A 24,565-nucleotide genomic window follows, 5' to 3' on the forward strand; every position below is an offset into this window, starting at 1 on the left:
AAACGTAATATTAGCGTTGGGTTTCCTTACCTCAAACGCCACGCACCAAGGGCGCGGGGAACACAGCGGAGGGGGTGGACTCCCAACCTACTTGCTATTAGTTGATATTTTCAATTTTATCAATAAAATCGAGAATCATAGATGCAAATTTTTCGGGGAAAAAGAGTACCCATTCGTGATAGACTTCATCCACGACAATTAATTGCGAATCTTTAATATTTTGATAAAATTCGTGAGCAAATGAAACGGGAGTAAGCAAATCGTTTTTACCCCACAAAATTAGACAGGGAGATTCAATACTTGCCAACAGCGGTCTGATGTCTTTTTCTATACCAATAAATCCCATATTTATCAGATTTTGAGTATTGGTAAGGCTGTTATAAAGCAAGTTTTTAAAAACCTCAGTCACAGGTTCAACCTTCATTTGCCACATTTGTGCAGGCATCTCAACCGCCCTTTTGGCAACGACTTCCAGCACGGAACCCAGAGGAATTCCCGTACTATCTGCTATTGTGAGACTGCGAACCATAGATGGCATTAAGGCTGCCAATGCCATGCCTATTGCTCCGCCTTCGGAATGCCCAAGTACATGAACCTTTTTCAGATTCAGCGCCATTAAAAAATCAATTAACACCCGCCCATAATCTGTGTAATCTTGGATAATTTCAGGCGCGGTTGATTGTCCTAAACCTGGTAATATAGGCGCGATAACGTGATAACGCTCCGATAAAATATTTAAGCTGGCTTGATAAGGTTCAACTAATACACCCCAGCCGTGGATAAACAGTATGGGAGATAATCCTGATGCTACCCCTTTTTCAAAGTAGGTAATGCAACATTCCCCTAAATTAACTTGTTTTTCGATAAATTGTTGCTCCATTGAATTATCCTTTAACTTGTTGAGATGATTTTTAGGTAAATAGGTCGAGAAGCAATACTTCTCGGATAAGCGACAATTTGAGATCAAGTAGGTTGGGCCTGTGGGATAGCGAAACCCAACAAACCTAATATTATTTAGCATTGGGTAACGCTCACCTCAAACGCCACGCACCCCCGCGCACGGGGCTGGTTCCCCAACCTACAATTTTTCCTAACCGAGAAGTATTGGGTGAGAAGCAGATTTTATATAAATTAACATAGTTGCCTAGATTTCTATTCTGTCTGAAGTTTGAATACTCAAGAATATGCAGTGTTCTCAATAAATGGAGGCACCTCTTTATCCTCATTCCCAGACCGCAGCCTGGGAATGAAAATAACATAAGCATTTGTCGGGTGAGGTGCCTCAAACAAAGCTAGAAACTACAAGTTTTTAAGTGACGGAAACGAGGACTCCTCCACTTTCATTTGCCATTTTGTCCACTGCGCTTAAGGCATATTTTCCTGGTTCCAGAGTGGCAAATGTGGTTCCTGCTGGAAGGATTCTTTGTAGCGTCCAGGTAGAACCATTCTGTTTATAAAGCGTCCAAGAACGAATATCGGGATTGGCAGCATTCCACGTTAGTTTGCCATCTTTCACCGCTACTCCGGCTGGGGGGGCTGGTGGTATTGTGTCCCGCCATGACATATTAGGAACGAGTGCTGGTTGGGTATAAGTTGAAGTTTTGAAGTTGTCGTAAATGCCCTGACGATTTTGGGTGAAAGCTTCCATACTGAAGAAGATATTCCCCAGTGACAAGTTATCACTCAAGTTGCGGGTAATTTGAACTTGCTTTTTAATCTCGTCAAGTGTCCAAGCTTTTCCGTCCAGCTGTCCTAAATTGTTACCTGCATAAATGTGTCGGTCTTTGGGGTTGTTCTCAGTCCACCACTTGAGTAAGACGGGGTAACTCTGGGCGGTTTGGTCGGTGCGCCAATAGAGTTGTGGGGCTAGATAATCTATCCAACCTTGTTCTAGCCATTTTTTTGAGTCGGCATAAAGTACGCTGTAGGCATCTAGTCCTCTAATCTGCGCCGGTTGTCCGGGGCGGTAAATGCCAAAGGGACTAATGCCAAATTTGACGTGGGATTTTGCTGCTTTAATGCCTGTGGAGAGGCGTTGAACCATTTGATTGACATTTTCTCGCCGCCAGTCGCCCAAGGAGAGTTTGCCACCACTCCCCTGATATGCGGCGTAGGTTTTGTTGTCGGGGAAGGATTTGCCTTCGATGGGATAGGGATAGAAGTAGTCATCTAAATGGACGCCATCTATGTCGTAGCGACGCACTACGTCGAGAATTACGTTGTATGCTCTGTCTTGAACTACTTTTAGTCCGGGGTCCATCCACAGCTGATTTCCCCAGGGGTAAACGGCTTCGGGATTGGTGACAGAGATGTGAGGGCGGACGTTTGGCGGTAGCTTGGCGCTAACTTTGGCGCGGTAGGGGTTGAACCAAGCATGAAGTTCAATGTTGCGCTGGTGGCTTTGGGCGATCGCATACTCCAGAGGATCGTAAAATGGGTTTGGTGCCTTTCCCGGCGCTCCTGAGAGCCAATAGCTCCAAGGCTCTAATTGCGAAGCATAAAAGGCATCCCCTTCCGGTCGTACTTGCAAGATTAAAGCATTCAGCTTCATTGCTTGCATCCGGTCTAGAATTGCTCTTAATTCGGCTTGCTGTTGTTCAACGGGCAATCCCGGTTTGGAGGGCCAGTCACTGTTCCAGACTGTTGCTACCCACGCACCCCGAAATTCTCGCTGATGACTAACTTTAACTGTTTGCGGTAAAGTTCCCGGTTTTGGGGGAACTACGATATAGGGAGATGCAATTGCTGGAGCTTCATCTTGATACACTAAAGCTTGATAGATAAAAGCTGCAACATCGGCGCGAGTTGCTGCACCATTGGGATTTAGTAATTTTATATTCGGGTAGTTAACTACCATTCCCGCACTGGTAGCTACGGCTATATCATCTGTTGCATAGTTCGGAATTTGAGCAGCATCTAAATATATTTGTGACAGTGATGTTTGGAGGTGAGGTTTTATATTGGCGGCAACTTCTAAGCCACTGGCTAGGGAAACTAAAACTTCTACCTTGGAGATTCTGTTTGTCGGACGAAAGGTATTATCGGGAAAACCGCTGATAAATCCTCTTTCGTAAGCATTTACAATTGCCGCCCCTGCCCAGTAGCCAGATGGAACATCGGCAAAGCGGACATATTTTCGCTTTACAGGTCTCACAAAGGCGTTGCTAATGATAGTAGCAAATTCAGCGCGGGTCATTGATTGATTAGGGCGAAAAGTGCCATTGGGAAACCCGCTAATGATGCGACGTCTGGCGAGGGCTTCTATGAATAAACGCGCCCAATGATCTTGAATATCAGAGAATTGAGGAGGGGATGTAACCATAGTTTTTGCTAATTGCTAATTGCTAATTGTTTAAGATTTCTTAGCTGTTAGCTAGTTCAAAATTTGTTGCAATTCTTCCGAGATAACTTGGCGTTGTTCGGCATCATAACCCCATTTTGCTAAAAAAGCTTTGTATTCGCCTTCGCCAGTGATGGCACTTTCCAGCAAGCTTTGAGCCTGTTGGTACACTTGGGGAAGTTTAACCAGTTCTATGATACGGGCAGTACGCGATCGCACTCTATCCGAACCCTCAGCCATCTCTTGATTATCATTGCGACGATGGGTAATTGCCATCGTCGCAGACATTGCCAGATTTTTCACTAATAATTCGGAAACTGTGTCTGGATTTGATTGCAATGCCTGCACGACTTCCTGACTGGGATTGTCTGCAATTGTGCTTTCCGATGTTAGATAGTTGACAAAAAAGCCTCTGGCACCATTTTTAGTTTTCACTAATTCTGAGATTGCGGCGGCGATCGCGTCTGGCGATAATTCACCCGCTTGCATCTTGTCGAGAATTGATTGGGTGAGGGCGATCGCTTCCTCAAATGTGACTGTTTCTGGAACTGTAAACGCAAATTCGCTCATCATCGTGCCTGAAACTCTTTCTCCTGCGATGATAGCCAATTTCGGGTAGTGCTAGAGTACCCATTGGGTAATTCTCAAAGAACTGCTCCCCAAGCCGGTTGGTTCAGGGTGGTTTCATACAACCCTTAGAAAATATCGAAAATTGTGACATTTTGTAGGGCATGGCAATCAAAAAGCCCCTACCGCCAACCAAAATTAACGTTACAGAATTTTCTTTTAATAAATGAAACCACCCTGCTGAAACGGGGGGATTGAGGGAGTTTCGTAAGAGTAGCTGGTACCAGCAAATTGATTCTAGTGGTATAAATATGAGCTGGCTCATATTCGCACTCTTGAACCTCTGTCAGAGTGGAGATATCAGCAATCGGGAGGGTCAAGGATATGACCAATACTACTACTACCCTCAATTTTAAAACGGCTCCGGGGCATCAAGTTTTAGCAGCAGCTGGGAAGAAAATGTTGCGTCCGGGGGGAGGAGTTGCTACAGAGAAACTGTTTCAATGGGCTGACTTCAAAGCAGGCGAGACAGTTCTAGAATTAGCTTCTAGTTTTGGCTACAGCGCGATCGCATTAGCCCAACGCTACGGCGTGCGAGTGGTCGGTGTGGAGAAAAACCCCGACAGTGTGGCGCGTGCGCGTGCCAACATTGCGGCGGCGGGTTTGGTGGGTCAGGTGGAGGTCATTGAGGGCGATATTTTCCGCCTGGATGCAATATCTGAGAAGTTTGATTACGTCTTAGCAGAAGCAATTCTGACGATGCAATCTCCATCAGGGAAGGCTAAAATTCTGCGTTCCATCCACGACCGCCTGAAGCCGGGAGGAAAATTTCTCTCTCATGAACTTTTAGCACGCGATCGCGAAGAACAAATTCACCGCGATTTAGCCCAGGTAATTCGCATGAATAGCACACCTCTATCAGAAACCAATTGGATAGCCGCTTTTTCCACCGCTGGGTTAGAGGTACAGCAACATCAAACTGGATCAATGGCATTGCTAAATCTGCGGCAAATGTTGCGGGATGAAGGGTTGCTGAATACGGCACGTATTTTGTGGAATGTGTTAACTAAACCTGCTATTCGCAGCCGAGTTCTGGAAATGCGTCGCGTTTTCAGCCAATACCAGCAAGAGTTGGGATATATCGCTGTGTGCGCGATCGCGTAGCTGGGGATTGGGGACTGGGGATTGGGGATTGGGAAGAATCTTACCTAGTCCCTAGTCCCCAGCCCCTAGTCCCTAGTCCCTAGTCCCCAATCCCCAATCCCCATTCTTTGTTCATTAACCAAATCAACTATTCAGGTGGAAAGTTAATTATGGCTTCTATAACAACAAACAGTACATCTTTCGTTAGTAATCTTCGAGAGCAGATTGAGTATCCAAAATCTGGAGTTTTGAGCAAGGTACTGATAAAAGACAACAACTGTCAACATACGCTTTTTTGTTTAGCAACTGGAACTGAGATTGCCGAACACACCTCAACTCGCAATGCCACAGTTACGGTTATCGAAGGACGAGGAATTCTAACTTTGGAAGAAAGAGAAATCCCCCTCCAAGCAGGTGTATTCGTCTTTATGCCTGCTAATGCCCCCCATGCTTTACAAGCTCAGGAAAATCTAGCGTTTTTGCTAACACTTTCTGAAAATCCTTCACATGAAAACTGAGGTAGCTCATAGTTGCCAACTCTTCTCAAACACCATAATATCTGTAGTAGCAAACCAATAGACAATCATGCTTAACACTTTTACTGAACACCTCAATCTCTCCCAAGCCGAACTAGAAAAACTGCTTTCATTACGGTTTTCGGAGTTACTCAACACACCTGATTTTAAGGAGAAACTCGACAGTTTGAATATTGGGTTGCTGCAACAAACTTTACCCACCGCTGCCGCCGTTTTAGCCGATGAATTGCCGCCCTTTTATAATTGGCTGAAAAACGAATTAGGACTGAAGCGCGTTCCAGATAGCCCTGACCATACTACCAAATGGGTTGTTAATTTTCTTAAACAGGAGGAAAGTCTGACGCGCTTGGTGGAACTGCATCGTCCAGTTCCGCGTCCGGCTTTGGAAGCCTCAATTCCTCGCTTAGTGGGGTTGTTTGACGGTGTAGAAGATACCCAAGTGCGTCAAGAATGGCAACAAGCGATCGCAGCCCTTTGTCTAGTTCTAGTTGTCGCCGCCCGTGAAGAGGCTCAGTCTCGTTTAGTTGCTGTCTAATTTTTGTTGAGGATTGTTGCACTGGTACTTTTCCAGCAGCATTTTCACCATCAATCTGCGTAAGCAAAGTATAGAGACACTATTAATCTAGTCTCTACAATCTTAAAAACGTGGATTCAATAACTTACATTCATTCGCGCTCTGTAGGGGCATGGCAATGCCATGCCCAAGAGCAGGAAATGGGGGGTTAATAAATCCATGTTCTTTAGAGATGGTGTGCCATGCGATCGCAAGCCTAATTACTATCGCCCTCTACTGTATAAAATGTACCATTTCAGGATTAGTTCTTTCTGAAGAGGGAGGGCGATACTAAATGCAAGTATTTCCATTGAAAAAGATTAAGAGGATACCAAAATGATCAGACTCCTCGTGAATTTTCTAGAAGCACTGTTGAACACTTTTTATCGCACTCGTGTATATCCGCGATTTTTTGTCTTAGAAACAGTTGCTCGCGTTCCCTACTTCGCCTACACCTCAGTCCTGCACCTATATGAAACTATGGGTTGGTGGCGTAAGGCTGACTGGTTAAAAGTCCACTTTGCCGAATCTTGGAACGAATTACATCACCTGCTAATTGCCGAGTCACTTGGTGGTAATAAATACTGGATTGATCGCTTTGTTGCTCATACGGGAGCCTTCGTTTACTACTGGATTATTGTCTTGGTATATATGGTGTCTCCCCGGTCTGCTTATAACTTCATGCAACAGGTGGAAGAACACGCATACCACACTTATGACACTTTTCTGAAAGAGCATGGCGAGGAACTTAAAACTTTGCCAGCCCCAGAAGTAGCCATCGATTACTACCATAACGGCGACCTGTATTTATTTGATGAATTTCAAACTATGCGCGATCCCCAACAACGTCGTCCCCACATCGAAAATCTCTATGATGTGTTTTTTGCTATCCGAGATGACGAATTAGAACACGTCAAAACGATGATTGCTTGTCAGCAACCCAACGCTCAACAAACTTTCCAGAGTCCTCACAGCGCCAACAAACTACCTCTACCAGAATCAATCAGAGCTGCCATTGACGAGCATACTGCTAACATTGCACAGCAGGCAGAAAAAGAGCCAGTAGAAATGTCGTAGTTAGTACCCAGAATATTTCTACTACCAGTTAAATTGTTTGGTATCGCAAGTTTGCTCCCCTTGATCAGGGGAGTTTTTCGCTATCTGTTGCCGATAATTAGCGAAACATTTGCAATTCTCAAGACTACTATTCGCAAAGGCGATCGCATCTTCCCTCTTGTGCAACGATAAGCGTGATCGCCTTGCCTTATGGAATTGGTAAGCCTAAAAATTGCAAAGCTGACTTCACCACAGTCACTACTGCTTCACCTATCAGACCATTAACAGCAGCATCACCTAGATACTGACCCCACTTCTCTAGCTTGCTCTTGACGGCTGGATCATTATTGGCTTTGATTGCTAAGTCACTAGCGACTTTCTGTTGAGCAGCTTCTGGGCTATATCCTTGAGTTCGTTGTTGCTTGAGGAGTTCTTGAATCTCAGCCTCAGCCTCAGCTAATATTTGCTTTTGTTCAAAAGTATAGTTGTAATTGTTTTGAATGCTTTCCTGGTTGCCTTTAACATCACCAGCCGTATTACCAATAGAGTTTTGATTTCCAGAACTGCCTAAATTACCTTGATTAGCAATACTGCCTGGAGAACCAGAGATATAGAAAGTATTGTTAATCTTAGAATTTTCTTGCTCAGCCATTATTTTAATAAATTCTAGTAAATTTGTGTTTTCTTTACGCATCAATTTTATCTGTTCATTATAGCAATTTATCACACTATCTTTATCATTTAGCCGTTCTCGCAGATACTTTCGATATTGTTCATCTTTGTTTTTGAGTGCAAGTTGATACTTCTGCTTGAAAAAGTTCTCAATTTCTGCCTTATCTAGCTCAGGAGGAACACTAATACGAATAACAAAAGCACCATCATTCTTGTCCTCAATAGCTTGAATGGATAAAACCTTATCCCCTGCTTCAACCTGTAATTGCTGAAAGGAAACAAGGAATGCTTGCCAATCAATACCGTGACGGAATATCAAGTCAACAGTTACTCTAGCTTTTTGGAATAATTTTGTGAACTCTCCAGGCTTAAAGTTTCCGCTATGGGGGCGGCGTTCTTGCTTGTCATATCGTAAATAAACGTAGTCGCAAATTACATCATCAAAGCTAGTGCGGTCATCAGTGTTTAAAGCTTCAATACAAGCTCCAGTTAATATAGCTCTCTTAAAATTTGCAGCTAAGCCATGACTATAAGCTAAAAATGCTTCGCTCAGGTTAGCACCCTCAAGATTAGTCGCAATAAGATGTGTCTTAGAAATTTGGGCTTGGTAGAGATTAGCTTCTCTAAGGTCTGCACTACTTAAATCAGTTTGAGTAAGAAATGCTCCTCTAAGGTCTGCCCTATAAAGGCAAGCTACAGTAAGATTGGCTTCATGAAGAGATGCTCTACGGAGGTCAGCTCCAGTTAGATCAATTCCAAGAAGGTAACTATTTTGTAAAAAAGACCAAGTAAGTAAGGTTCCCCTAAGTGACGAACCACCGAAAGAAGAATACCAAAGACATGTTTTGCTGAGGTCAAATCCATCAAGATTAATGCCACTGAAGCTAACATAGCCAAGGTCGGGACTTACATTAGGGTTCTCTTTCCTCCAGCGATTCCAAACTTCTACTCCCTGCTTAAGTATCTCAAGATGCTCCTCATTCGCCATTTAGTTTGAACCCACCAGCTTCACCATTACCCCACTATAACTTAGCGCTTTGTTTAGCCACTCGTCGCGATCACACCTCTCCTTTTGTGCAAAAATAAACGCGAGCACGTCCCTGAGAGCGATCGCGAACAGCTTGCATAGAGTAGGTTGTGACGTGTAACATTGCTTCCGGCTCGATTCTGAATTAGCCTTACATTAGTGCATGAATCTACAATTTGAGTGGGATGACCAAAAAGCTAACCTGAATCTCAAAAAGCACAGTGTCAGTTTTGAAGTCGCAAAAACAGTCTTCGATGACCCCCTTGCTTATATCTTTGATGATGAATTGCACTCTGTCGGTGAGCAACGTGAAATCATTATTGGGCATGATCAAAATAATCGGCTGTTGCTGATCTGTTTTACTCAGAAGGCAACAAATGTGATCCGCATCATCAGCGCACGTCTAGCAACCAAGAAAGAACGCAAAGACTATGAAGAATTCACAGGCTTCTGAATCTCCGGACAACACAGATAACGATCTGCTCCCAGAATACGACTTTGACTATCGCAAAGCTCGTCCTAACCGTTTTGCTACTCAAACAGACAAAGCTGCTGTAACAATCATCCTAGATCCAGATATTGCTGAGGTTTTCCAGACATCAGAAGCAGTAAATAATGCGCTCCGTGCTTTATTATCTGCAATTCCAAAGACGGTAAAATAAATGGCGATCGCATCTTCCCTCTTGGGCAACGATAAGCGCGATCGCACTTTATCCAGCTCTCGACTGAAAGGGAGTACCCACGGTTGTTATAGTTATCTCAAAGCCTCAGAGAGATAATGATGCAAATTACGCTCGATCTCCCCGAAGAATTGGTATCGCAACTGAATTCGCTAGGAGACAAACTACCACAAATCTTGGAATTGGGACTGCGTGAGTTTAACGCAAGTTCTCAAACGGGTTTTGCAGGTGTAGCCGAAATATTGGAATTTTTAGCAACACTTCCCACACCCGAAGAAATTATTGCCCTGCGTCCCTCCGAAGCACTGCAAGCTCAGATTAGTAGCCTGCTAGAGAACAACCGCACCCAAAGTCTAACGCTTGCTGAAGCACAGAGTTGGGAACAGTATCAGTACCTTGAACACTTAATTCGGCTGGCGAAGGCGAAAGCATACCTAAAACTCAAGAAATTGAGTCAAGGATGAGCAGCACGTATATCCCATCCGCGCTACGACGCCTCATTTACGATCATGCGAAAGGATGCTGCTAATATTGCCGGATGTCGGACGGTGAGCATAACCGATCGCATCTTCCCTCCTGTGCAACCATAAATGCGATCGCACTTTTTCCTCTTCTACAAGGCTCCCGCGCGATCGCATTTTCTCCTCTGCATTAAAGGAAAGCGATCGCTCTATCTCATTCCCAAGAGTATCAAATTACTATCAGAGGATAGATAATTCCTCGGACTTCTAGAGTGTAAGTTAATTAAAAGATGTAAAAATATTAACTGAAACTATGCCAGTAAAGAGCAGAGAAGGTTCATCCACAAACCAAATGAGTGAAGCGATCGCTACAGCAACTCAAATGGCTGCTTGTGCGGCTAAGTGGGGTTCTAATGTAGCAATGGTTACAGCAGAAGAGATTACAAATACTACTACTGCTGTCAGCAAGTCGGCGGTACCTGCGGCTGTGCAATTCGTGGAGCAGGGGACGGAAACGGTAGGCAAAATCGTTACTCCTATCGCTGAAAATCCGTTAATCAAATATGCTGCCAAAGTACCAGGCATTAATGTGTTAATGACTGCCCTCGGTCAGGTTGATGTCCAAAAGGCTCAGAATGAGGTAGACAAGCTGCGACAAGAATATCCTCTAGAAAAACCTGAGCAACTGGCTCACCGAATCATGGTCGATACTGCCCTGAAAGCGGGGGGAATTGGATTAGCTACTAACTTTTTGCCTCCTTTAGCGCTTGCTTTGTTCGGGATCGAGCTAGCTGCGATCGCAGCACTGCAATCTGAGATGATCTATCGCATTGCTGCGGCATACGGATTTCCGCTAAAAGATCCCACACGCCGGGGCGAAGTCTTGGTAATTTTCGGTTTGTCTGTGGGAAGTTCTGGAGTCCTCAAAGGCGGGCTGAGTTTTGTAGAAATCCTGCCTGTAATCGGTGCTGTGGTTGGAGCGTCGAGTAACGCTAGTTTGATTTACACTCTAGGATATGTTGCCAGCCGCTTCTATGAAGCAAAGAAAAATTCTGCTGCAAGTAGCGCAGGTGTCACGACGACAGGCTAAGCAGCCAATCCTAGCAGTGATGTTGTTGCTTCCTATCGTACTCATTTCTCTTGCGTGAGGCGATCGCAACAATAGGGACAGGAAATGTCTTGTTGATAATGAGGGGAAGTTTTTTCAGCTTCCGAGATGGCATGACCGCAACTGGGACACATTTGGTGAGTTCCTAGCGAATGCCGCCAGTGCAGAATAAACTAACTCTCCCACTCTTACGGGCAATAACCTTTGCTCTCACTAAGCCCCAATTCTTGTATTTGCAAAGGAGCCAACGAGCCAATATGTCACCATTTCTCCCTTCCCTTTGACTTTGATAGCGCCTCGTTTTTGGAACACATACTTATCCTTGAGTCGCTCATAGGTGGCTTCCGTCACCTGAATGCTTCCTGCTTGACCGGAAGACTCCATGCGCGAAGCAATATTGACAGCATCTCCCCACAAGTCATAGATAAATTTCTTCGTGCCAATGACTCCAGCGATAACAATGCCTGTATTAATACCAATGCGGATTTGAACGTTCACACCTCCTTCGGTTCGCAAGCGCTCGATCGCAGCTTGCATTGCCAGTGCCATATCTGCGATCGCTTCGGCATGATCGGCTCTCGGAAGTGGTAGCCCAGCGGCTACCATGTAGGCATCGCCAATCGTCTTGATTTTTTCTAATCCCAACTGTTGAGCCAGTGCGTCGAAAGTGCAAAAAATCTGATTGAGTAAGTTAACCAGCTCAATCGGTTTTAAGCGAGCCGATAGGGGCGTAAACCCAACAAGATCGGCAAACATAATTGTCACCTCGTTGAATTGTTCAGCGATCGCAGCTGGATTTTGTTTGAGCTGCTTGGCGATTGCCTCTGGCAAAATATTGAGCAATAACTCTTCTGACTTTTGCGCGGAGTCCGCCAGTTGCTCTATGGCTTGTTCGAGTCGATCGGATTGTACTAAGATCGATTTCTCAAAAACATCTAGCAACTGCGTTAAAGTCACTACCTGGGATTTAAGCTGCGCTACCTCACGCTCAGTGTTTCTTGTGAATATTTGCCTAGAGGCTGGAGCAGATTCATCTTTTTGAGCGAAGACAGCTCCTCGATCGAAGGGCAGCAGTGCTGTCTTTACATTAAGCGCCAGAGTGCTGAACATCTGAGCCGTGCTATGAGGAATCTGGACTTTCAAGAACATGATGATTGCAAACAGATTGCCCGAAGGCAATAGACCACCAAACCCCAACACAGACTTGATTCCGAATGGAATCACAAAAGAGTCCTGGGCGGGAATATAGGGGTTGCCAATCGCTTCAGGCACATAGAAAACGTTGTATTTCCTTTGCTCGATTTCTACTAAAAGATTCGGGTCAGGGTTGATAACTGTTTTTATATCTAAGCCAAGCTGTCTGATGAGTTGTGAGATCATCGGCATCTGAGCGACTACAGATTCGCTTGCCAGTGGAATAGCCTTGTGTCCAACGGATGTGTGTCTTGAGTTCCATTCCGTTTGTTCTCCTACCGTTGCCAGTGGAGTCATGCACTTCATGGCAGGCAAAGGGGGATATTCGCCCAACATACTACGGGCATACTCGGCAAGTTCGGCTTCTAAGTCTTCATAAGGGTGAGTTTTGAACAAACGGACGAGGGCGCAGGATTTCTCACCAGTTAACTTAGTACAGAAATTTTCGTAAAGATACCTAACAATTCTGTTACTCGCCTCTTCCATACTTTCAGCCCCCAAGCCGAACTGGCGTAGAGCCAACCCGCATTCCACCATGTCCCTTAAAGTGAATCTCGTCAAGTCGTACATCTGACTTCCTCGTCGATTTGGAAATTGGGGTGCTGTTGAATACCGCTCTTGTGTCAAACTGGGCGATCGCAACAGTAGGGACAAGAAACATTCTCTTGATAATGAGGTGAAGTCTTATCAGCTTCCGAGATGGGATGCCCGCAACTGCGGCACATTTGGTGGGTTCCTGCTGCCAAACCTTCACGGACAGCGACACGTTGATCGAAGACAAAACATTCCCCTTCCCACAAACTTTCTTCTGGTGGAATTTCCTCTAAATACTTGAGAATGCCGCCCTTGAGGTGATAGACCTCTTGGAACCCTTGAGCCATCATAAATGATGTCGCTTTTTCACAGCGAATGCCGCCAGTGCAGAATAGGGCAACCTTTTTGTGTTTGCTGGGATTGAGATCGTTGCGAACGTAGTGGGGAAATTGGCGGAATGAGGCAGTTTTGGGATTTTGCGCTCCTTTAAAGCTACCAATAGACACCTCATAATCGTTGCGGGTGTCAATAATCGTTACTTCTGGATCTGAAATCAGCTCATTCCACTCCTTCGGACTGACATAGGTGCCGACGCGATCGCTTGGATCGATTTGGGGCAATCCCAATGTGACAATTTCTTTCTTCAACCGCACCTTCATCCGGTCAAATGGTGGAGAATCGGCATAAGACTCTTTATGCTCTAAGTCAACCAGACGCGGATCGGAGCGTAAAAACGATAGCACCGAGTCAATTGCCTGACGCGATCCTGCAATCGTCCCGTTAATGCCTTCTGCTGCAAGCAATATCGTCCCTCTAATACCCTGTACTTCGCAGTGCAATAACAAGGGATATCGCTTCTCGGCAAAGTCCGGCAACTTGACGAATTTATAGAAAGTTACAACAACTTGGCTCATTTTCCCCCTCAACCCGAAGGAGTAGAAATATTTTCCTCTGGTTTCCCATCTAACCTAACAAAGGAAGCTTTACGATGGCTTGCGTCTAGATATTTTTTCCTTTACCCCCTTTACTCATAGAAAGATATGAGCTACTATAACAAAAGTGGGTTTAGTTCCTACTGAAATTTCGGGGGTTTAGCTCAGTTGGTAGAGCGCCTGCTTTGCAAGCAGGATGTCAGCGGTTCGAGTCCGCTAACCTCCATTTCGCACTCTCTCAAGCATGGAGTTCTGAGGTGCCGGAAGCGATCGCTTCTAATTTTTCAGCATCCAACACTGTAATCTTACCACCGCGACTGTAAGCCACAACCGACTTCAAACTCTTGAACATTCGCACGCACTCCTCGTAAGTGATGCCAATACTCCGCGCTATTTGATAATAGGAAAGCTTCACCTTCAAAGATGCGCCAGTGGGGGTTGGTTCGGTTCCTTGAGATGCAAAATACTGAATAAACCGCGCTAAGCGTACAATTGCCCTTTCAGAAACCAATCCATGCACTGTGTCATGGAGTTGTTGCAATCGAGAATTGAAAACCATCAGCATTCGCAGGGAAATTTCTGGGGTTTGCCTAATTGCTTCTAAGAGGGCATCTCGTTGTACTGTAAGAATTATTGAATCAAGTTCAGCTGTCACCATCGCCGGAGAAATTCCATCACCCAATAAGGCGGGTGCGGCGAAAATTTCCCCCGGTGGTAGGGTACGCAGAATCGTTTCTTTGCCTGTTGTTGCAGTTTTGGTGATTTGCAAAGAGCCACCCAGCAGGGCGTATAGTTTAGGAGGTAAGCGATCGCCTTCATGTAAGACTATCTCCCCTTTGCTGTATTTCTGTACTTGGGTGTAAGGTTGTAAATGTTCTAATTCCGCAGGAGTTAGATCCACAAAAACCCGAATCTCAGAAAGTTGCTCGACTGTTGCCTGCATTATCTCTTAATGTTACTTTTAGCGGGCTAGGAAAATGTTACCAATTTGTGTCATATCCACATTTCCCCCAGTGATGATGACACCAATCTTTGCATCTGTAACAACTCCTGAAAGTAAAGCAGCTGCTGCTAAAGCGCCTGTGGGTTCTACGACAATCTTTAAGCGGAGCCACAAGAAAAACATGGTGCTGCGGATGGCTTCTTCAGATACTGTCACCATATCATCAACATAATGCAACACCAGCGGAAAGGTAATTTTCCCTAAACAGGGTGTGCGTGCGCCATCGGCGATGGTGTCAGGATTGGTAACAGTATGCAGCGTTTTGGTGTGAAACGAGCGGGTAGCATCGTCGGCGCGTTCGGGTTCTACGCCGATGACTCGACAATTGGGTGAAAAAGCTTTGGTAGCGATCGCGCAGCCGGATAATAAACCACCGCCACCGCAACAAACTAACACTAAGTCTAATTTTCCAACTTCCTGAATTAGTTCTAAAGCTGTTGTTCCTTGTCCTGCTATCACATGAGGATGATCGTAGGGGGGAATTAGGGTGAGATGGCGATCGCTGACCATATCTTTCGCCAAAGCTTCCCGCGTCGTTTCCTGACGATTGTACAAAATTACCTCAGCACCATAACCGCGAGTTGCGGCTTGCTTCACTGCTGGTGCATCATCAGGCATGATGATAGTAGTGCGAATGCCTAGCAGTTGTCCAGCAAGCGCGATCGCTTGGGCATGATTTCCCGATGAATACGTCAAAACGCCGCTTTGCTTTTGTGCTTTTGATAACTGCGCCATTGCATTGTACGCACCCCGAAACTTAAACGAACCTGTGCGTTGAAAATTCTCGCACTTGAAGAACACCTGAGAGTTGGTGCGCTGATTGACAGTTTTTGAGGTTAACACAGGTGTACGGTGGGCAATACCGCTAAGGCGCACCGCAGCAGCTTCCACCTCGGCGATGGTAACGGATAATACCATTTTGGATTTTGGATTGGTAATTGGGGGTTCCTTGTCAGCCAAGGATGCGATCGCGATCGCATCCTTGGTTGGCATTCCTGAGTAAAAATTATAAAGTTACTCTAAATAGAGATTTTTTCTTTTATCTTTTCCCGTAAGCTTACCAAAGGTAAGCCAAAAATATCTAATTTTCTACTGCTTTTTTTTGCGGACAAAAGCTGTGAGCTTTTTTATTTAGCAGCAAACACAAAAATTAGTTAAAATCCACTACATTTTTTAATCTTATCTCCCCTCTCAACAAACTGAAGACACCCGAACAGGGCATTTTAATCTTTACTATTATGCAACTCCACAATCAGCCCAATTGTTCTTTAGTTTCAGAACAAGCAATTGACCGTCACTTGTTAACTGTTGCTCGTGACAACCCTCTACCAGAAGTTATAGCTAGTCTTCAGTCTGGAGATTCGAGCCGGTGTGCTTTAGTGATGGAGGAGTCCCGGTTAGTTGGGTTGTTTAGTGAGCATAATATTATATCGCTTAACCTAGCTCAAAGGCATTTAGAAAAGGTTAAAGTTGCTGAGGTGATGACGACACCCGTTATTACCCTAAATATATCAAATTTACCAGATATTTTTATATTATCTTCATTATTGCAACAACATCAAATTCACCATCTGCCTGTAGTAGGCGATCGCGATCAAATATTGGGAGTAATCACCCCTCAAAGTATTTGCCGAGTGCTGGAAAAAGAAATTTCAAATCTTAATTCTGCATTTGCCAATTTGGAATCTGCGAAAGGGGAAAATTTGAGTAGCGTCACCCAGGATAGATCAAAAGGTAGCGAGAAAATCGGGCTTATAGCTCCAAACACAAGCCAACACCAGCAATTAGAAGGAAGCTGGCAACAGGCGAAGGAAAAATTAGCAATTACAGTAGAAGCGCCTGCAACTTACCTAAAAGAACCTTATGAAACCCTATCAGTTAAAGTTGCCAAGGAGCAGAGTTTTAAGACTCTCTTAGTAAGAGAGAGACAGTATAAGTCGGTTGTTGACAACGTTAAAGAAGTATTTTTCCAGACAGATACAGCAGGTTTCTGGACATTTCTAAATCCTGCATGGACGGAAATTACTGGATTCAGCATCGAAGAAAGCCTCGATACAAATTTTCTAAATTACATCCATCCTGACGATCGCCAACACAATCTAGAGCTATTTCAACTATTGATTAATGGAGAGAAAGACTATTGCAAACATGAGATTAGGTACTTGACAAAAGATGGTGACTACAGATGGATTGAGGTTTATGTAAGTCTGACATTTGCTGACGACAATGCGATATTGGGTACTTGCGGTACGCTGAACGATATCACGGAGCGCAAGCAAGCTGAATTTGCTTTGCAGGAAAGCGAACTGCGGTTCCGCTCTTTAGTTTCCAATATTCCCGGCGTAGTTTATCGCTCTGGCTGCGATTCGGACTGGACAATGGAGTTTATCGGCGATGCGATCGCAGAAATTTCCGGCTATCCACCTAGTGACTTTATTCACAACAAAATTCGCACTTTCGCTAGTATTATTCATCCCGAAGACACAGCCAATTGTGAAAATTTAGTTTTGAAAGCCGTGAAAGAGAGACAACTGTTTCTCGCTGAATATCGGATTATTCGAGCAGATGGCAGCATCAGATGGGTCTATGATAGAGGTCAAGGATTCTTTAGTGATGATGGGAGCGTACTTTGGCTCGACGGGGCAATCTTTGATATCACTGAACGCAAGCGAGCCGAAGCAGAATTAGAAAAGTCAAATCAGCGGACTATTAAAATTTTAGAAAGTATCACAGATGCTTTTTTTGCCCTCGATAAATCCTGGTGCTTCACTTACTTAAACTCAAAAGCCGAGCAGTACTTATTAAAAACCAGAGACGAATTAATTGGCAAATGTATTTGGGACGAGTTGCCAGAGGTAGCTAATTCTAGCTTGATAAAGCAATATCACAAAGCTGTATCCGAAAATATTACAATTCATTTTGAGACATTTTATGGGTCATCAAATACCTGGTATCAGTTACAAGTTTATCCTTATGAAGATGGCTTAAGCGTTTACTGCCATGACATTACTGAGCGTAAACAAGCAGAAGTTGCACTGCAAGAAAGTGAGGCGCGATATCGCGCAGTTGTTGAAGATCAAACGGAAATGATCTGTCGTTTTTTGCCTGATGGAAGCTTAAGTTTTGTCAACGACGCTTACTGTCGTTTCTTCAACAAACAGCCTAAAGAGTTAGTAGGGCAAACTTTTGCTCCCTTCATGTTAGAAGAGAAGCAAGAATGGATAACACAAGAAATGGCTTTTCTTACCCCAGAAAAATCAGTACTGAGTTACGAACATCAGGTAGTAATGCCAAGCAAGGAGATTTGCATTCAGCAGTGGACAAACCGGGCAATATTTAACGAATTTGGTCAGTTTGTCGAATTCCAGGCAGTCGGTCGGGATATCACTCTACGCAAAGCCGCTGAGAAAGCACTGGCAAAGCGCGAACGCCACTGGGCAGCATTGGTTACAATTGGGCGTCGGTTATTGGTTTCGAACGACAAAGAAAGCTGCTACAAACAGGTGTTGAAAACGCTGGGGACGGTTTCGCGTGCCAGCCGGATTTACGTGTTTGAGAACCACACAGATGAGTCGGGTTGTCTGCGGATGAGTCAGCGTGCCGAGTGGTGCGGCGAGGGTGTCAACCCCAAAATTGACAATCCTTTGCTGCAAAACCTCTCTTATGACGACTATTTTCCTCGCTGGGCTAACCAATTGGCGCGGGGGAAAATCGTTTCTGGGGTAGTGGCAAAATTTCCAGAGTCAGAGCGTCAGGTTTTAGAACCGCAGGGCATTCTTTCGATTTTAGTCTTGCCGATGATTGTTAATGACAAGTTCTTTGGCTTTATTGGCTTTGATAATTGCTATGAAGCTCGCCCCTGGGCTTCATCAGATGTGGATATTCTCCGAGCGGCAGCAACGGCAATATCTATGTACCAACAACGCAGACTTGCGGAGTTGGCGCTGCGGGAGAGTGAGGAACGGTTCCGGCAGCTGGCAGAAAATATTGATGAGGTGTTCTGGATGACTAACCCTGATAAAACCCAGATTATCTACATTAGTTCTGCATTTGAGAAGATTTGGGGGCGCACCTGCGAGAGTTTGTATAACAATCCTAAATATTGGGTGGAATCAATCCATCCAGAGGATCGCGATCGCATCGTTGCTCTCATTCGTAACAATCCCCAACGGACTTTAAACGAAGAATATCGAATTGTGCGCCCCGATGGTTCGGTTCGCTGGGTCTGGGATCGCGCCTTTCCCATCCGGAACGCCGCCGGAGAAATCTGCCGCATCACCGGACTTGCAGAAGACATCACCGAACGCAAGTCAGCACAGCAGACTCTTTTACGCATCAGCGCCGCTGTGGAAAAATCCAGCGATGCTATCGGGATATCTGGTGTAAATGCTGAACCCATCTATATCAATGAAGCTTTTCGCAACTTATTCGGCTACTCCTTGGATGAATTAGACACCTCTGGAGGTCTAGCGCTACTGTTCACCCAAAAAGCAGTTAACCAAGAGGTGTTCGCCACCGTCAACGGCGGTAAATCTTGGAGAGGTGAAGTAGAGATGCGATCGCGTAGCGGCTGCATCATCCAAATTTCCCTTCGTACAGATGCCATCAAAGATACTTCCGGTCAAGTTGTTGGGTCAATTGCCATCTTTACTGATATCACCGAACGCCTGCAAGCCGAGCAAGCACTACGGGAGAGTGAGGAGAAGTATCGCAATCTTGTCGAACAAACCAACGATTGGGTGTGGGAAATTGATAGCAATGGTGTCTTTACCTACGTCAGCCCAAAAGCCTCTGACATTGCAGGCTATCAAGTTGGGGAAATTCTTGGTAAGACTACTTTCAATTTTATGTCGCCGGATGAGGCAAAGCGATTTCAGTCAGTTCTCAACTACTTTGTTTCTGCACAGCAACCCTTCTCCAATCTAGAAAAAACTGTAATTCACAAAAACGGTCACTCAATTGTTTTAGAAAGCAGCGGTTCGCCTGTTTTTGAAAGCCAAGGTGTACTGCAAGGTTATCGCGGCATAAGTCGCGACATCACTGAGCGCAAAAAAGCCGACTCAGAAATCCGTTCATCACTGGAAAAAGAAAAAGAACTCAACGAACTAAAATCTCGCTTCGTCTCAATGGTTTCTCATGAGTTCCGTACTCCCCTAAGCACTATTTTGCTTTATACAGAATTGTTAGAACACTATCACCATAAGTGGGATGAGGAGCAAAAACGCCAGTATTTTCTCCGCATTCAAACTGCCATTAAAAATATGACCAATCTGCTAAATGATGTTTTAATTATCGGGAAATCCGAAATTGGAAAACTAGAATTTAGCCCAATTTTTTTAAATATAGATGTTTTCTGCCGCAACTTGGTGAGCGAAATGCAACTAACAGCAGGTAGTCAACAAACTATTATGTTGCAAAGCTCTAGCTGCTTTCAAAAAGTTTATGTAGATGAACAACTTTTGCGGCAAATTTTTACAAACTTACTTTCAAATGCTCTGAAATATTCTCCCCAAGGAGGTGTAATTAATTTTTCCTATTATTTTCAAAATGAAAAGTTAGTTTTTGAAGTGCAAGATGAGGGCATCGGTATTCCCATAGAAGACCAACAACATTTATTTGAAAGCTTCCATCGCGCTACTAATGTAGGTACTATTCCCGGCACTGGATTGGGGCTGGCGATAGTTAAAGAATGTGTTAAATTACACCAAGGAGAAATTAGCGTAAACAGTCAATTAGGGTTAGGCACGAAGTTTGTAGTCAAGTTGCCATATCAATAAAAACTTAACAGGGTCAGGGAGAAACCGGCAAAAATGAACAAGATTTTAGTTATTGAAGATGAAGAACCAGTTTTAGCTGGAATGAGCGCCCTTTTAATAGCTGAGAATTTCGATGTAATAGGCGCAGAAAATGGTAAACTTGGGGTAAAGCTGGCACTCAAAAACCAACCAGAGTTAATTATTTGTGATGTCACAATGCCGGAACTGGATGGATACGGTGTATTGAGAGAACTGCGTCAAAATCCAGCCACGGCTATGATTCCTTTTATTTTTCTAACTGCAAAATCTACCAAATCCGATCTGCGTCAGGGTATGGAACTGGGGGCTGATGATTATCTTACCAAACCGTTTACCAGAGATGAATTATTGGGCGCGATCGCTGCTAGATTCAAAAAACAAACAGTAATGTTTGAACATTACTCAACTGAATTAAAACATACAGAAGAAAAAGTCAATCACCTGGTATATTACAATAACTTGACCGACCTGCCCAATCGCTTGTCACTACAAGAACAGTTCCATCAAGTGATTGCTCATATAGACAAATTACCAAGCCAATCTTCTATTAGTATTCTCTCTATTAGTTTAGATAGATTTAGCCGCGTCAACGACTCTTTAGGCTATACACTAGGCGACTTGCTACTTAAGTCTGTAGCCGAACGCCTGACAATGTGTGTTAGTAGCGGCGACTTTGTTGCTCACTTGCAAGCCGATATATTTGCAATTATTCTTCTAACTGATGACACAAAATCAGATGTTGGCGTTATCCACGACATTTTAAATACAATTTCTCAACCTTTCATGCTGGAGGGTCACGAAGTCTTTATCACCTCCAGCATTGGCATCTCGTGCTATCCGTCGGATGGTGGTGACATTGACACTTTAATTAAAAATGCTTCTCTAGCAACATTCGGGGCTAAAAAGCAAGGGGGAAATACTTATCAGTTTTACACATCAGATATGCAGGCTGACTCTGTCGATCAATTGACCCTAGAATCTAGCTTGCGCCGTGCCTTAGAACGAGAAGAATTTCAGGTATACTATCAGCCGCAAGTCGAATTAAAAACCGGAAAGATTGTTGGGATAGAAGCGTTAATACGTTGGCAACATCCAGAACTAGGGCTAATTTCTCCGGCAACATTTATACCATTGGCAGAAGAAACAGGCTTGATTATGCCCATTGGCGAATGGGTTTTAAAAACTGCTTGCGCTCAAACTCAAGCATGGCAAACCGCTGGTTTTTCTTCTTTACGAGTAGCAGTTAATTTGTCATGCAGACAATTCAATCAAGAAAACTTGGGTGAGAGTATAGTCGAAATTTTAAATAACACAGGTCTGGCTCCGCAATTTTTAGAATTAGAAATTACTGAAAGCGTACTAACCCAAAATGAATCAGCAGCTATCAAGACATTAAATAAGTTGAAGCTTTTAGGAATCGAAATATCTATTGATGATTTCGGGACTGGATATTCTTCTTTAAGTTATCTCAAAAAATTTCCTTTTTCTACTTTAAAAATAGACCAGAGTTTCATCCGGAATATTAACACTGATGCTAGATGTAAAAACATCACTATGGCAATTATTCAAATGTCACAAAAATTGAATTTAAAAGTGATTGCTGAGGGAGTAGAAGCGGCAGAAGAAGTATCTTTTCTTTGCCAACATAATTGTGATGAAGTCCAAGGATATTTGTTTTGTCGCCCTGTACCACCGGAAGAATTGGAAAAACTACTGTGGAAAGGTAAGAAACTGCCGATTCCTATTTTAATTTAAGGAGATTCCTAATAGCAATTAGCTATTAGGAATTAGCAATAACAACTTTATTTCGTCCGTGTCGTTTGGCTTCGTAGAGTGCTTTGTCTGCGGCTTCATTGAGTTGCGTCGCATCAACCACACTGGGAAAAACAGCAACACCACAGCTAAAAGTGACGGAAAATTCAGCCCCTTCAGACTGTTGCCGAACTTTGGCAAAGCCTTCCCGGATGCGATTGAGCACCTTGACTGCTGTTAGACCATCTGTATGCGGCAAGATGATAGCAAATTCTTCACCGCCGTAACGACCAGTAATATCAGTTTTACGCAAACGCTGCTGCAATAGACGGGAGAGACTTTTCAAAACGCGATCGCCTGTCAAATGCCCATAGGTATCATTAACTGACTTAAAATCATCAATATCAATCATGGCAAAGGCGACTGTGGTATTTTCCCGGCTAGCCCGTTGCACTTCAATACTTAATTGCTCTTTGATAGTCGTATGATTAAGTAGCCCCGTCAAACTATCGCGCACCATCACAGAACGTAAAAGACGCGATCGCTGCACTCGCGGCATCACCGACGCCACGAGATGGTGTGGCAAAATTGGCTTAGTCAAAAAATCGTCCCCGCCTAGCTGAATCGCCGTCAGCTGCTTATTAAAATCAGTCTCTACCGAGAGAAACACAATCGGAATCCCCATATAAGCAGGTTGCTGACGGATCACCGATGCCAATTCCAAGCCATCGCAACCCGGCATATACATATCCATCAAAATCAAATCCGGTCTAAACTCAATCAAAGGCTGCATCACCTGCAAAGGATCAGCGATCGCTACCGTCATCATCCCCGCCTGCTCTAAAGTTAAGCTATAGAAAGTAGCCAAAGACGCATCATCGTCAACAATTAAAATTCGATACGGTTCTGGGGTTTGCGGTGCCGTCAGCGAATCCAAAGCATCAATCAACTCTCCGATATTAATCGGCTTAGGGAAATATGCCTTCCCACCTGCCCTCACTGCCTGCAAACGCGCTGTCAGATCGTTTCTGCAAGAGATAAATACAACTGGCAAAGGTTGTTCGCGCCCTTTCTGGATTTGGGTGATAGTTTTCGGGCCTGCCAAATTGTCTTCAGGGAACACCACATCCATGATGACTGCTGCTGGGGGTGTTTGAGCGATCGCGTCCTGAAGTTCAACAAACTCGTTAAAGGCGCGAACATCATAACCAAAACAACCGATTTGCAACACTAAATCCTGTGACAAAAGTGGATCGTCTTCAACCAGAAAAATCAGCCGATTGTCTGACTCCGGTAGGGGAGGAAGTGTCAGCGGCAGGTTTACCGACAATTCTTGAGTGGACAGTAAACAAATTTCACTCGCCGCGTGTTTCAATACCCCTAGCAGCACCAAAATTTGTGCTTGCTGTTCCGAAGTTGGCAAATCCCCACATTCCAGCATCGCTTTGAAAACAAGTTCCAATGTTCGGGCGGCATTGCCTAACGTTAGAAAGCCAAATGTAGCGCCCGATCCAGCCAGACGGTGTGTTAAGTTGTGCAGCGTTACCAAAAGTGAGGAAGCTTCGGAGAGGGGCAGAGGCGGTGAGGCGGTGATGGGGTGATGAGGTGAAAAGAGGAATTTAGTATTATCTTTTCCCACTCTCCCACTCTCCCCCTCCTCCACTGCGATACTCTTTTCCAAACTTGCAAGCAGCTGATTCCACATAGCTTCAATCTGCTCAACTCGACTTGGTAGTTGCTGCGTGTAAGCAATACGTAAGGCGTTTAGTTGTTCTTGTGGATTTTTCACAGAATTAAACATGGTACTGAGACCACAAGCGATTAAGAGTTGCAGAAAGAGTCATCGGGTCAAACGGCTTTGCAATTACATCCAAAACGCCGAGTTGTTTATAGGAAGCTACTTCGTGAGTTTGAACTTTGGCAGTCAAAAAAATCACAGGAGTAGTTAAAGTTTCTCTTAGTTCGCGCAGAGCCTTTAGCGTACTAATACCGTCCATACCCGGCATCATCACATCAAGCAGAATCAAATCTGGGGCAAAAGTTGGCGCGGCTTGAATTGCTTCACTGCCAGAACTACATATTTGCACAGTAAAACCGCCGACAGCCTGCAAACCCAAGCTGGCAACAGTTTGGATATCTGGGTCATCTTCCACAAACAAAATCCGGTTTAGAGGTGGGGTAGACAAAGCGTTTCTCTAAGTTGTACTTCCAA

General features: G+C 44.4%; 21 protein-coding genes and 1 tRNA gene. 11 read left to right on the plus strand and 11 right to left on the minus strand.

Features of this window, described 5'->3' with window-relative positions:
- Window positions 1–97: 97 nt before the first annotated feature.
- From NDI42_RS00440 to NDI42_RS00450, 3 genes are all read right to left on the minus strand, one after another.
- Window positions 98–880, minus strand: a complete 783-nt coding sequence (locus NDI42_RS00440; RefSeq protein ID WP_190453998.1) for an alpha/beta fold hydrolase — start codon at window positions 878–880, stop codon at window positions 98–100.
- Window positions 881–1,309: 429 nt separating this feature from the next.
- The gene (locus NDI42_RS00445) at window positions 1,310–3,322 is read right to left on the minus strand and encodes a glycoside hydrolase family 10-like protein (protein WP_190454001.1); all 2,013 of its coding nucleotides are present in this window, start codon (window positions 3,320–3,322) and stop codon (window positions 1,310–1,312) included.
- Between the two features lie 51 nt (window positions 3,323–3,373).
- Window positions 3,374–3,949, minus strand: coding sequence for a hypothetical protein (locus tag NDI42_RS00450; protein ID WP_242017590.1), 576 nt, complete (start codon window positions 3,947–3,949; stop codon window positions 3,374–3,376).
- Window positions 3,950–4,291: 342 nt separating this feature from the next.
- Between NDI42_RS00450 and NDI42_RS00455 the strand changes: the two genes are divergently transcribed.
- From NDI42_RS00455 to NDI42_RS00470, 4 genes are all read left to right on the plus strand, one after another.
- The gene (locus NDI42_RS00455) at window positions 4,292–5,071 is read left to right on the plus strand and encodes a class I SAM-dependent methyltransferase (protein WP_190454004.1); all 780 of its coding nucleotides are present in this window, start codon (window positions 4,292–4,294) and stop codon (window positions 5,069–5,071) included.
- 149 nt (window positions 5,072–5,220) lie between these two features.
- Window positions 5,221–5,568 (plus strand): cupin domain-containing protein, encoded by a 348-nt coding sequence (locus NDI42_RS00460; protein ID WP_190454007.1) that lies wholly within the window; start codon window positions 5,221–5,223, stop codon window positions 5,566–5,568.
- A 67-nt stretch (window positions 5,569–5,635) separates the two neighbouring features.
- Window positions 5,636–6,121: a hypothetical protein gene (locus tag NDI42_RS00465; RefSeq protein WP_190454013.1), complete on the plus strand. Its 486-nt coding sequence runs from the start codon at window positions 5,636–5,638 to the stop codon at window positions 6,119–6,121.
- A gap of 354 nt (window positions 6,122–6,475) precedes the next feature.
- Complete coding sequence (locus tag NDI42_RS00470; RefSeq protein WP_190454016.1) at window positions 6,476–7,216, plus strand: alternative oxidase; 741 nt, start codon at window positions 6,476–6,478, stop codon at window positions 7,214–7,216.
- A 187-nt stretch (window positions 7,217–7,403) separates the two neighbouring features.
- Here the strand turns inward: NDI42_RS00470 and NDI42_RS00475 are convergent, their stop codons facing one another.
- Window positions 7,404–8,855 carry a pentapeptide repeat-containing protein gene (locus NDI42_RS00475; protein ID WP_190454021.1) on the minus strand — a complete coding sequence of 484 codons (1,452 nt, stop codon included), beginning with the start codon at window positions 8,853–8,855 and terminating at the stop codon, window positions 7,404–7,406.
- A 202-nt stretch (window positions 8,856–9,057) separates the two neighbouring features.
- Between NDI42_RS00475 and NDI42_RS00480 the strand changes: the two genes are divergently transcribed.
- From NDI42_RS00480 to NDI42_RS00490, 3 genes are all read left to right on the plus strand, one after another.
- On the plus strand, window positions 9,058–9,348 hold the full coding sequence (locus tag NDI42_RS00480; RefSeq protein WP_190454024.1) for a BrnT family toxin: 291 nt from the start codon (window positions 9,058–9,060) through the stop codon (window positions 9,346–9,348).
- Entirely contained in the window at window positions 9,326–9,556 is a 231-nt protein-coding gene (locus NDI42_RS00485; protein WP_190454030.1) for a hypothetical protein, read from the plus strand. The genes NDI42_RS00480 and NDI42_RS00485 overlap by 23 nt, the downstream gene beginning before the upstream one ends.
- A 119-nt stretch (window positions 9,557–9,675) precedes the next feature.
- Entirely contained in the window at window positions 9,676–10,038 is a 363-nt protein-coding gene (locus tag NDI42_RS00490) for a hypothetical protein (RefSeq protein WP_190454409.1), read from the plus strand.
- Window positions 10,039–10,071: 33 nt separating this feature from the next.
- On the opposite strand, the gene NDI42_RS00495 is transcribed toward NDI42_RS00490, so the two are convergent.
- On the minus strand, window positions 10,072–10,212 hold the full coding sequence (locus NDI42_RS00495) for a hypothetical protein (protein WP_190454033.1): 141 nt from the start codon (window positions 10,210–10,212) through the stop codon (window positions 10,072–10,074).
- A gap of 136 nt (window positions 10,213–10,348) precedes the next feature.
- On the opposite strand from NDI42_RS00495, the gene NDI42_RS00500 reads away from it, so the two are divergent.
- Window positions 10,349–11,125, plus strand: coding sequence for an EcsC family protein (locus NDI42_RS00500; protein WP_190454036.1), 777 nt, complete (start codon window positions 10,349–10,351; stop codon window positions 11,123–11,125).
- A gap of 231 nt (window positions 11,126–11,356) precedes the next feature.
- Here NDI42_RS00500 and NDI42_RS00505 read toward each other — a convergent pair whose 3' ends face one another.
- Both NDI42_RS00505 and trhO read right to left on the minus strand, forming a co-directional pair.
- Window positions 11,357–12,991: an adenylate/guanylate cyclase domain-containing protein gene (locus NDI42_RS00505; protein ID WP_242017592.1), complete on the minus strand. Its 1,635-nt coding sequence runs from the start codon at window positions 12,989–12,991 to the stop codon at window positions 11,357–11,359.
- Window positions 12,961–13,785, minus strand: a complete 825-nt coding sequence (trhO, locus tag NDI42_RS00510) for an oxygen-dependent tRNA uridine(34) hydroxylase TrhO (RefSeq protein WP_190454042.1) — start codon at window positions 13,783–13,785, stop codon at window positions 12,961–12,963. The genes NDI42_RS00505 and trhO overlap by 31 nt, the downstream gene beginning before the upstream one ends.
- Before the next feature lie 171 nt (window positions 13,786–13,956).
- Here trhO and NDI42_RS00515 point away from each other — a divergent pair.
- A tRNA-Ala gene (locus tag NDI42_RS00515) sits at window positions 13,957–14,029 on the plus strand.
- Window positions 14,030–14,041: 12 nt separating this feature from the next.
- Here the strand turns inward: NDI42_RS00515 and NDI42_RS00520 are convergent.
- A complete protein-coding gene (locus NDI42_RS00520) occupies window positions 14,042–14,746 on the minus strand; it encodes a Crp/Fnr family transcriptional regulator (protein ID WP_190454045.1) in 705 nt (234 codons plus the stop codon).
- 18 nt (window positions 14,747–14,764) lie between these two features.
- Complete coding sequence (locus tag NDI42_RS00525) at window positions 14,765–15,724, minus strand: threo-3-hydroxy-L-aspartate ammonia-lyase (protein WP_190454415.1); 960 nt, start codon at window positions 15,722–15,724, stop codon at window positions 14,765–14,767.
- 320 nt (window positions 15,725–16,044) lie between these two features.
- Between NDI42_RS00525 and NDI42_RS00530 the strand changes: the two genes are divergently transcribed.
- The gene (locus NDI42_RS00530) at window positions 16,045–20,583 is read left to right on the plus strand and encodes a PAS domain S-box protein (protein ID WP_190454048.1); all 4,539 of its coding nucleotides are present in this window, start codon (window positions 16,045–16,047) and stop codon (window positions 20,581–20,583) included.
- A gap of 33 nt (window positions 20,584–20,616) precedes the next feature.
- Entirely contained in the window at window positions 20,617–22,356 is a 1,740-nt protein-coding gene (locus tag NDI42_RS00535; RefSeq protein ID WP_190454053.1) for an EAL domain-containing response regulator, read from the plus strand.
- Window positions 22,357–22,381: 25 nt separating this feature from the next.
- On the opposite strand, the gene NDI42_RS00540 is transcribed toward NDI42_RS00535, so the two are convergent.
- Window positions 22,382–24,142: a GGDEF domain-containing response regulator gene (locus NDI42_RS00540; RefSeq protein ID WP_190427839.1), complete on the minus strand. Its 1,761-nt coding sequence runs from the start codon at window positions 24,140–24,142 to the stop codon at window positions 22,382–22,384.
- A 4-nt stretch (window positions 24,143–24,146) separates the two neighbouring features.
- Window positions 24,147–24,539, minus strand: a complete 393-nt coding sequence (locus NDI42_RS00545) for a response regulator (RefSeq protein ID WP_190427841.1) — start codon at window positions 24,537–24,539, stop codon at window positions 24,147–24,149.
- Window positions 24,540–24,565: the final 26 nt, after the last annotated feature.

The sequence above is a fragment of the Funiculus sociatus GB2-C1 genome, from assembly GCF_039962115.1.
GTDB lineage: Bacteria > Cyanobacteriota > Cyanobacteriia > Cyanobacteriales > FACHB-T130 > Funiculus > Funiculus sociatus.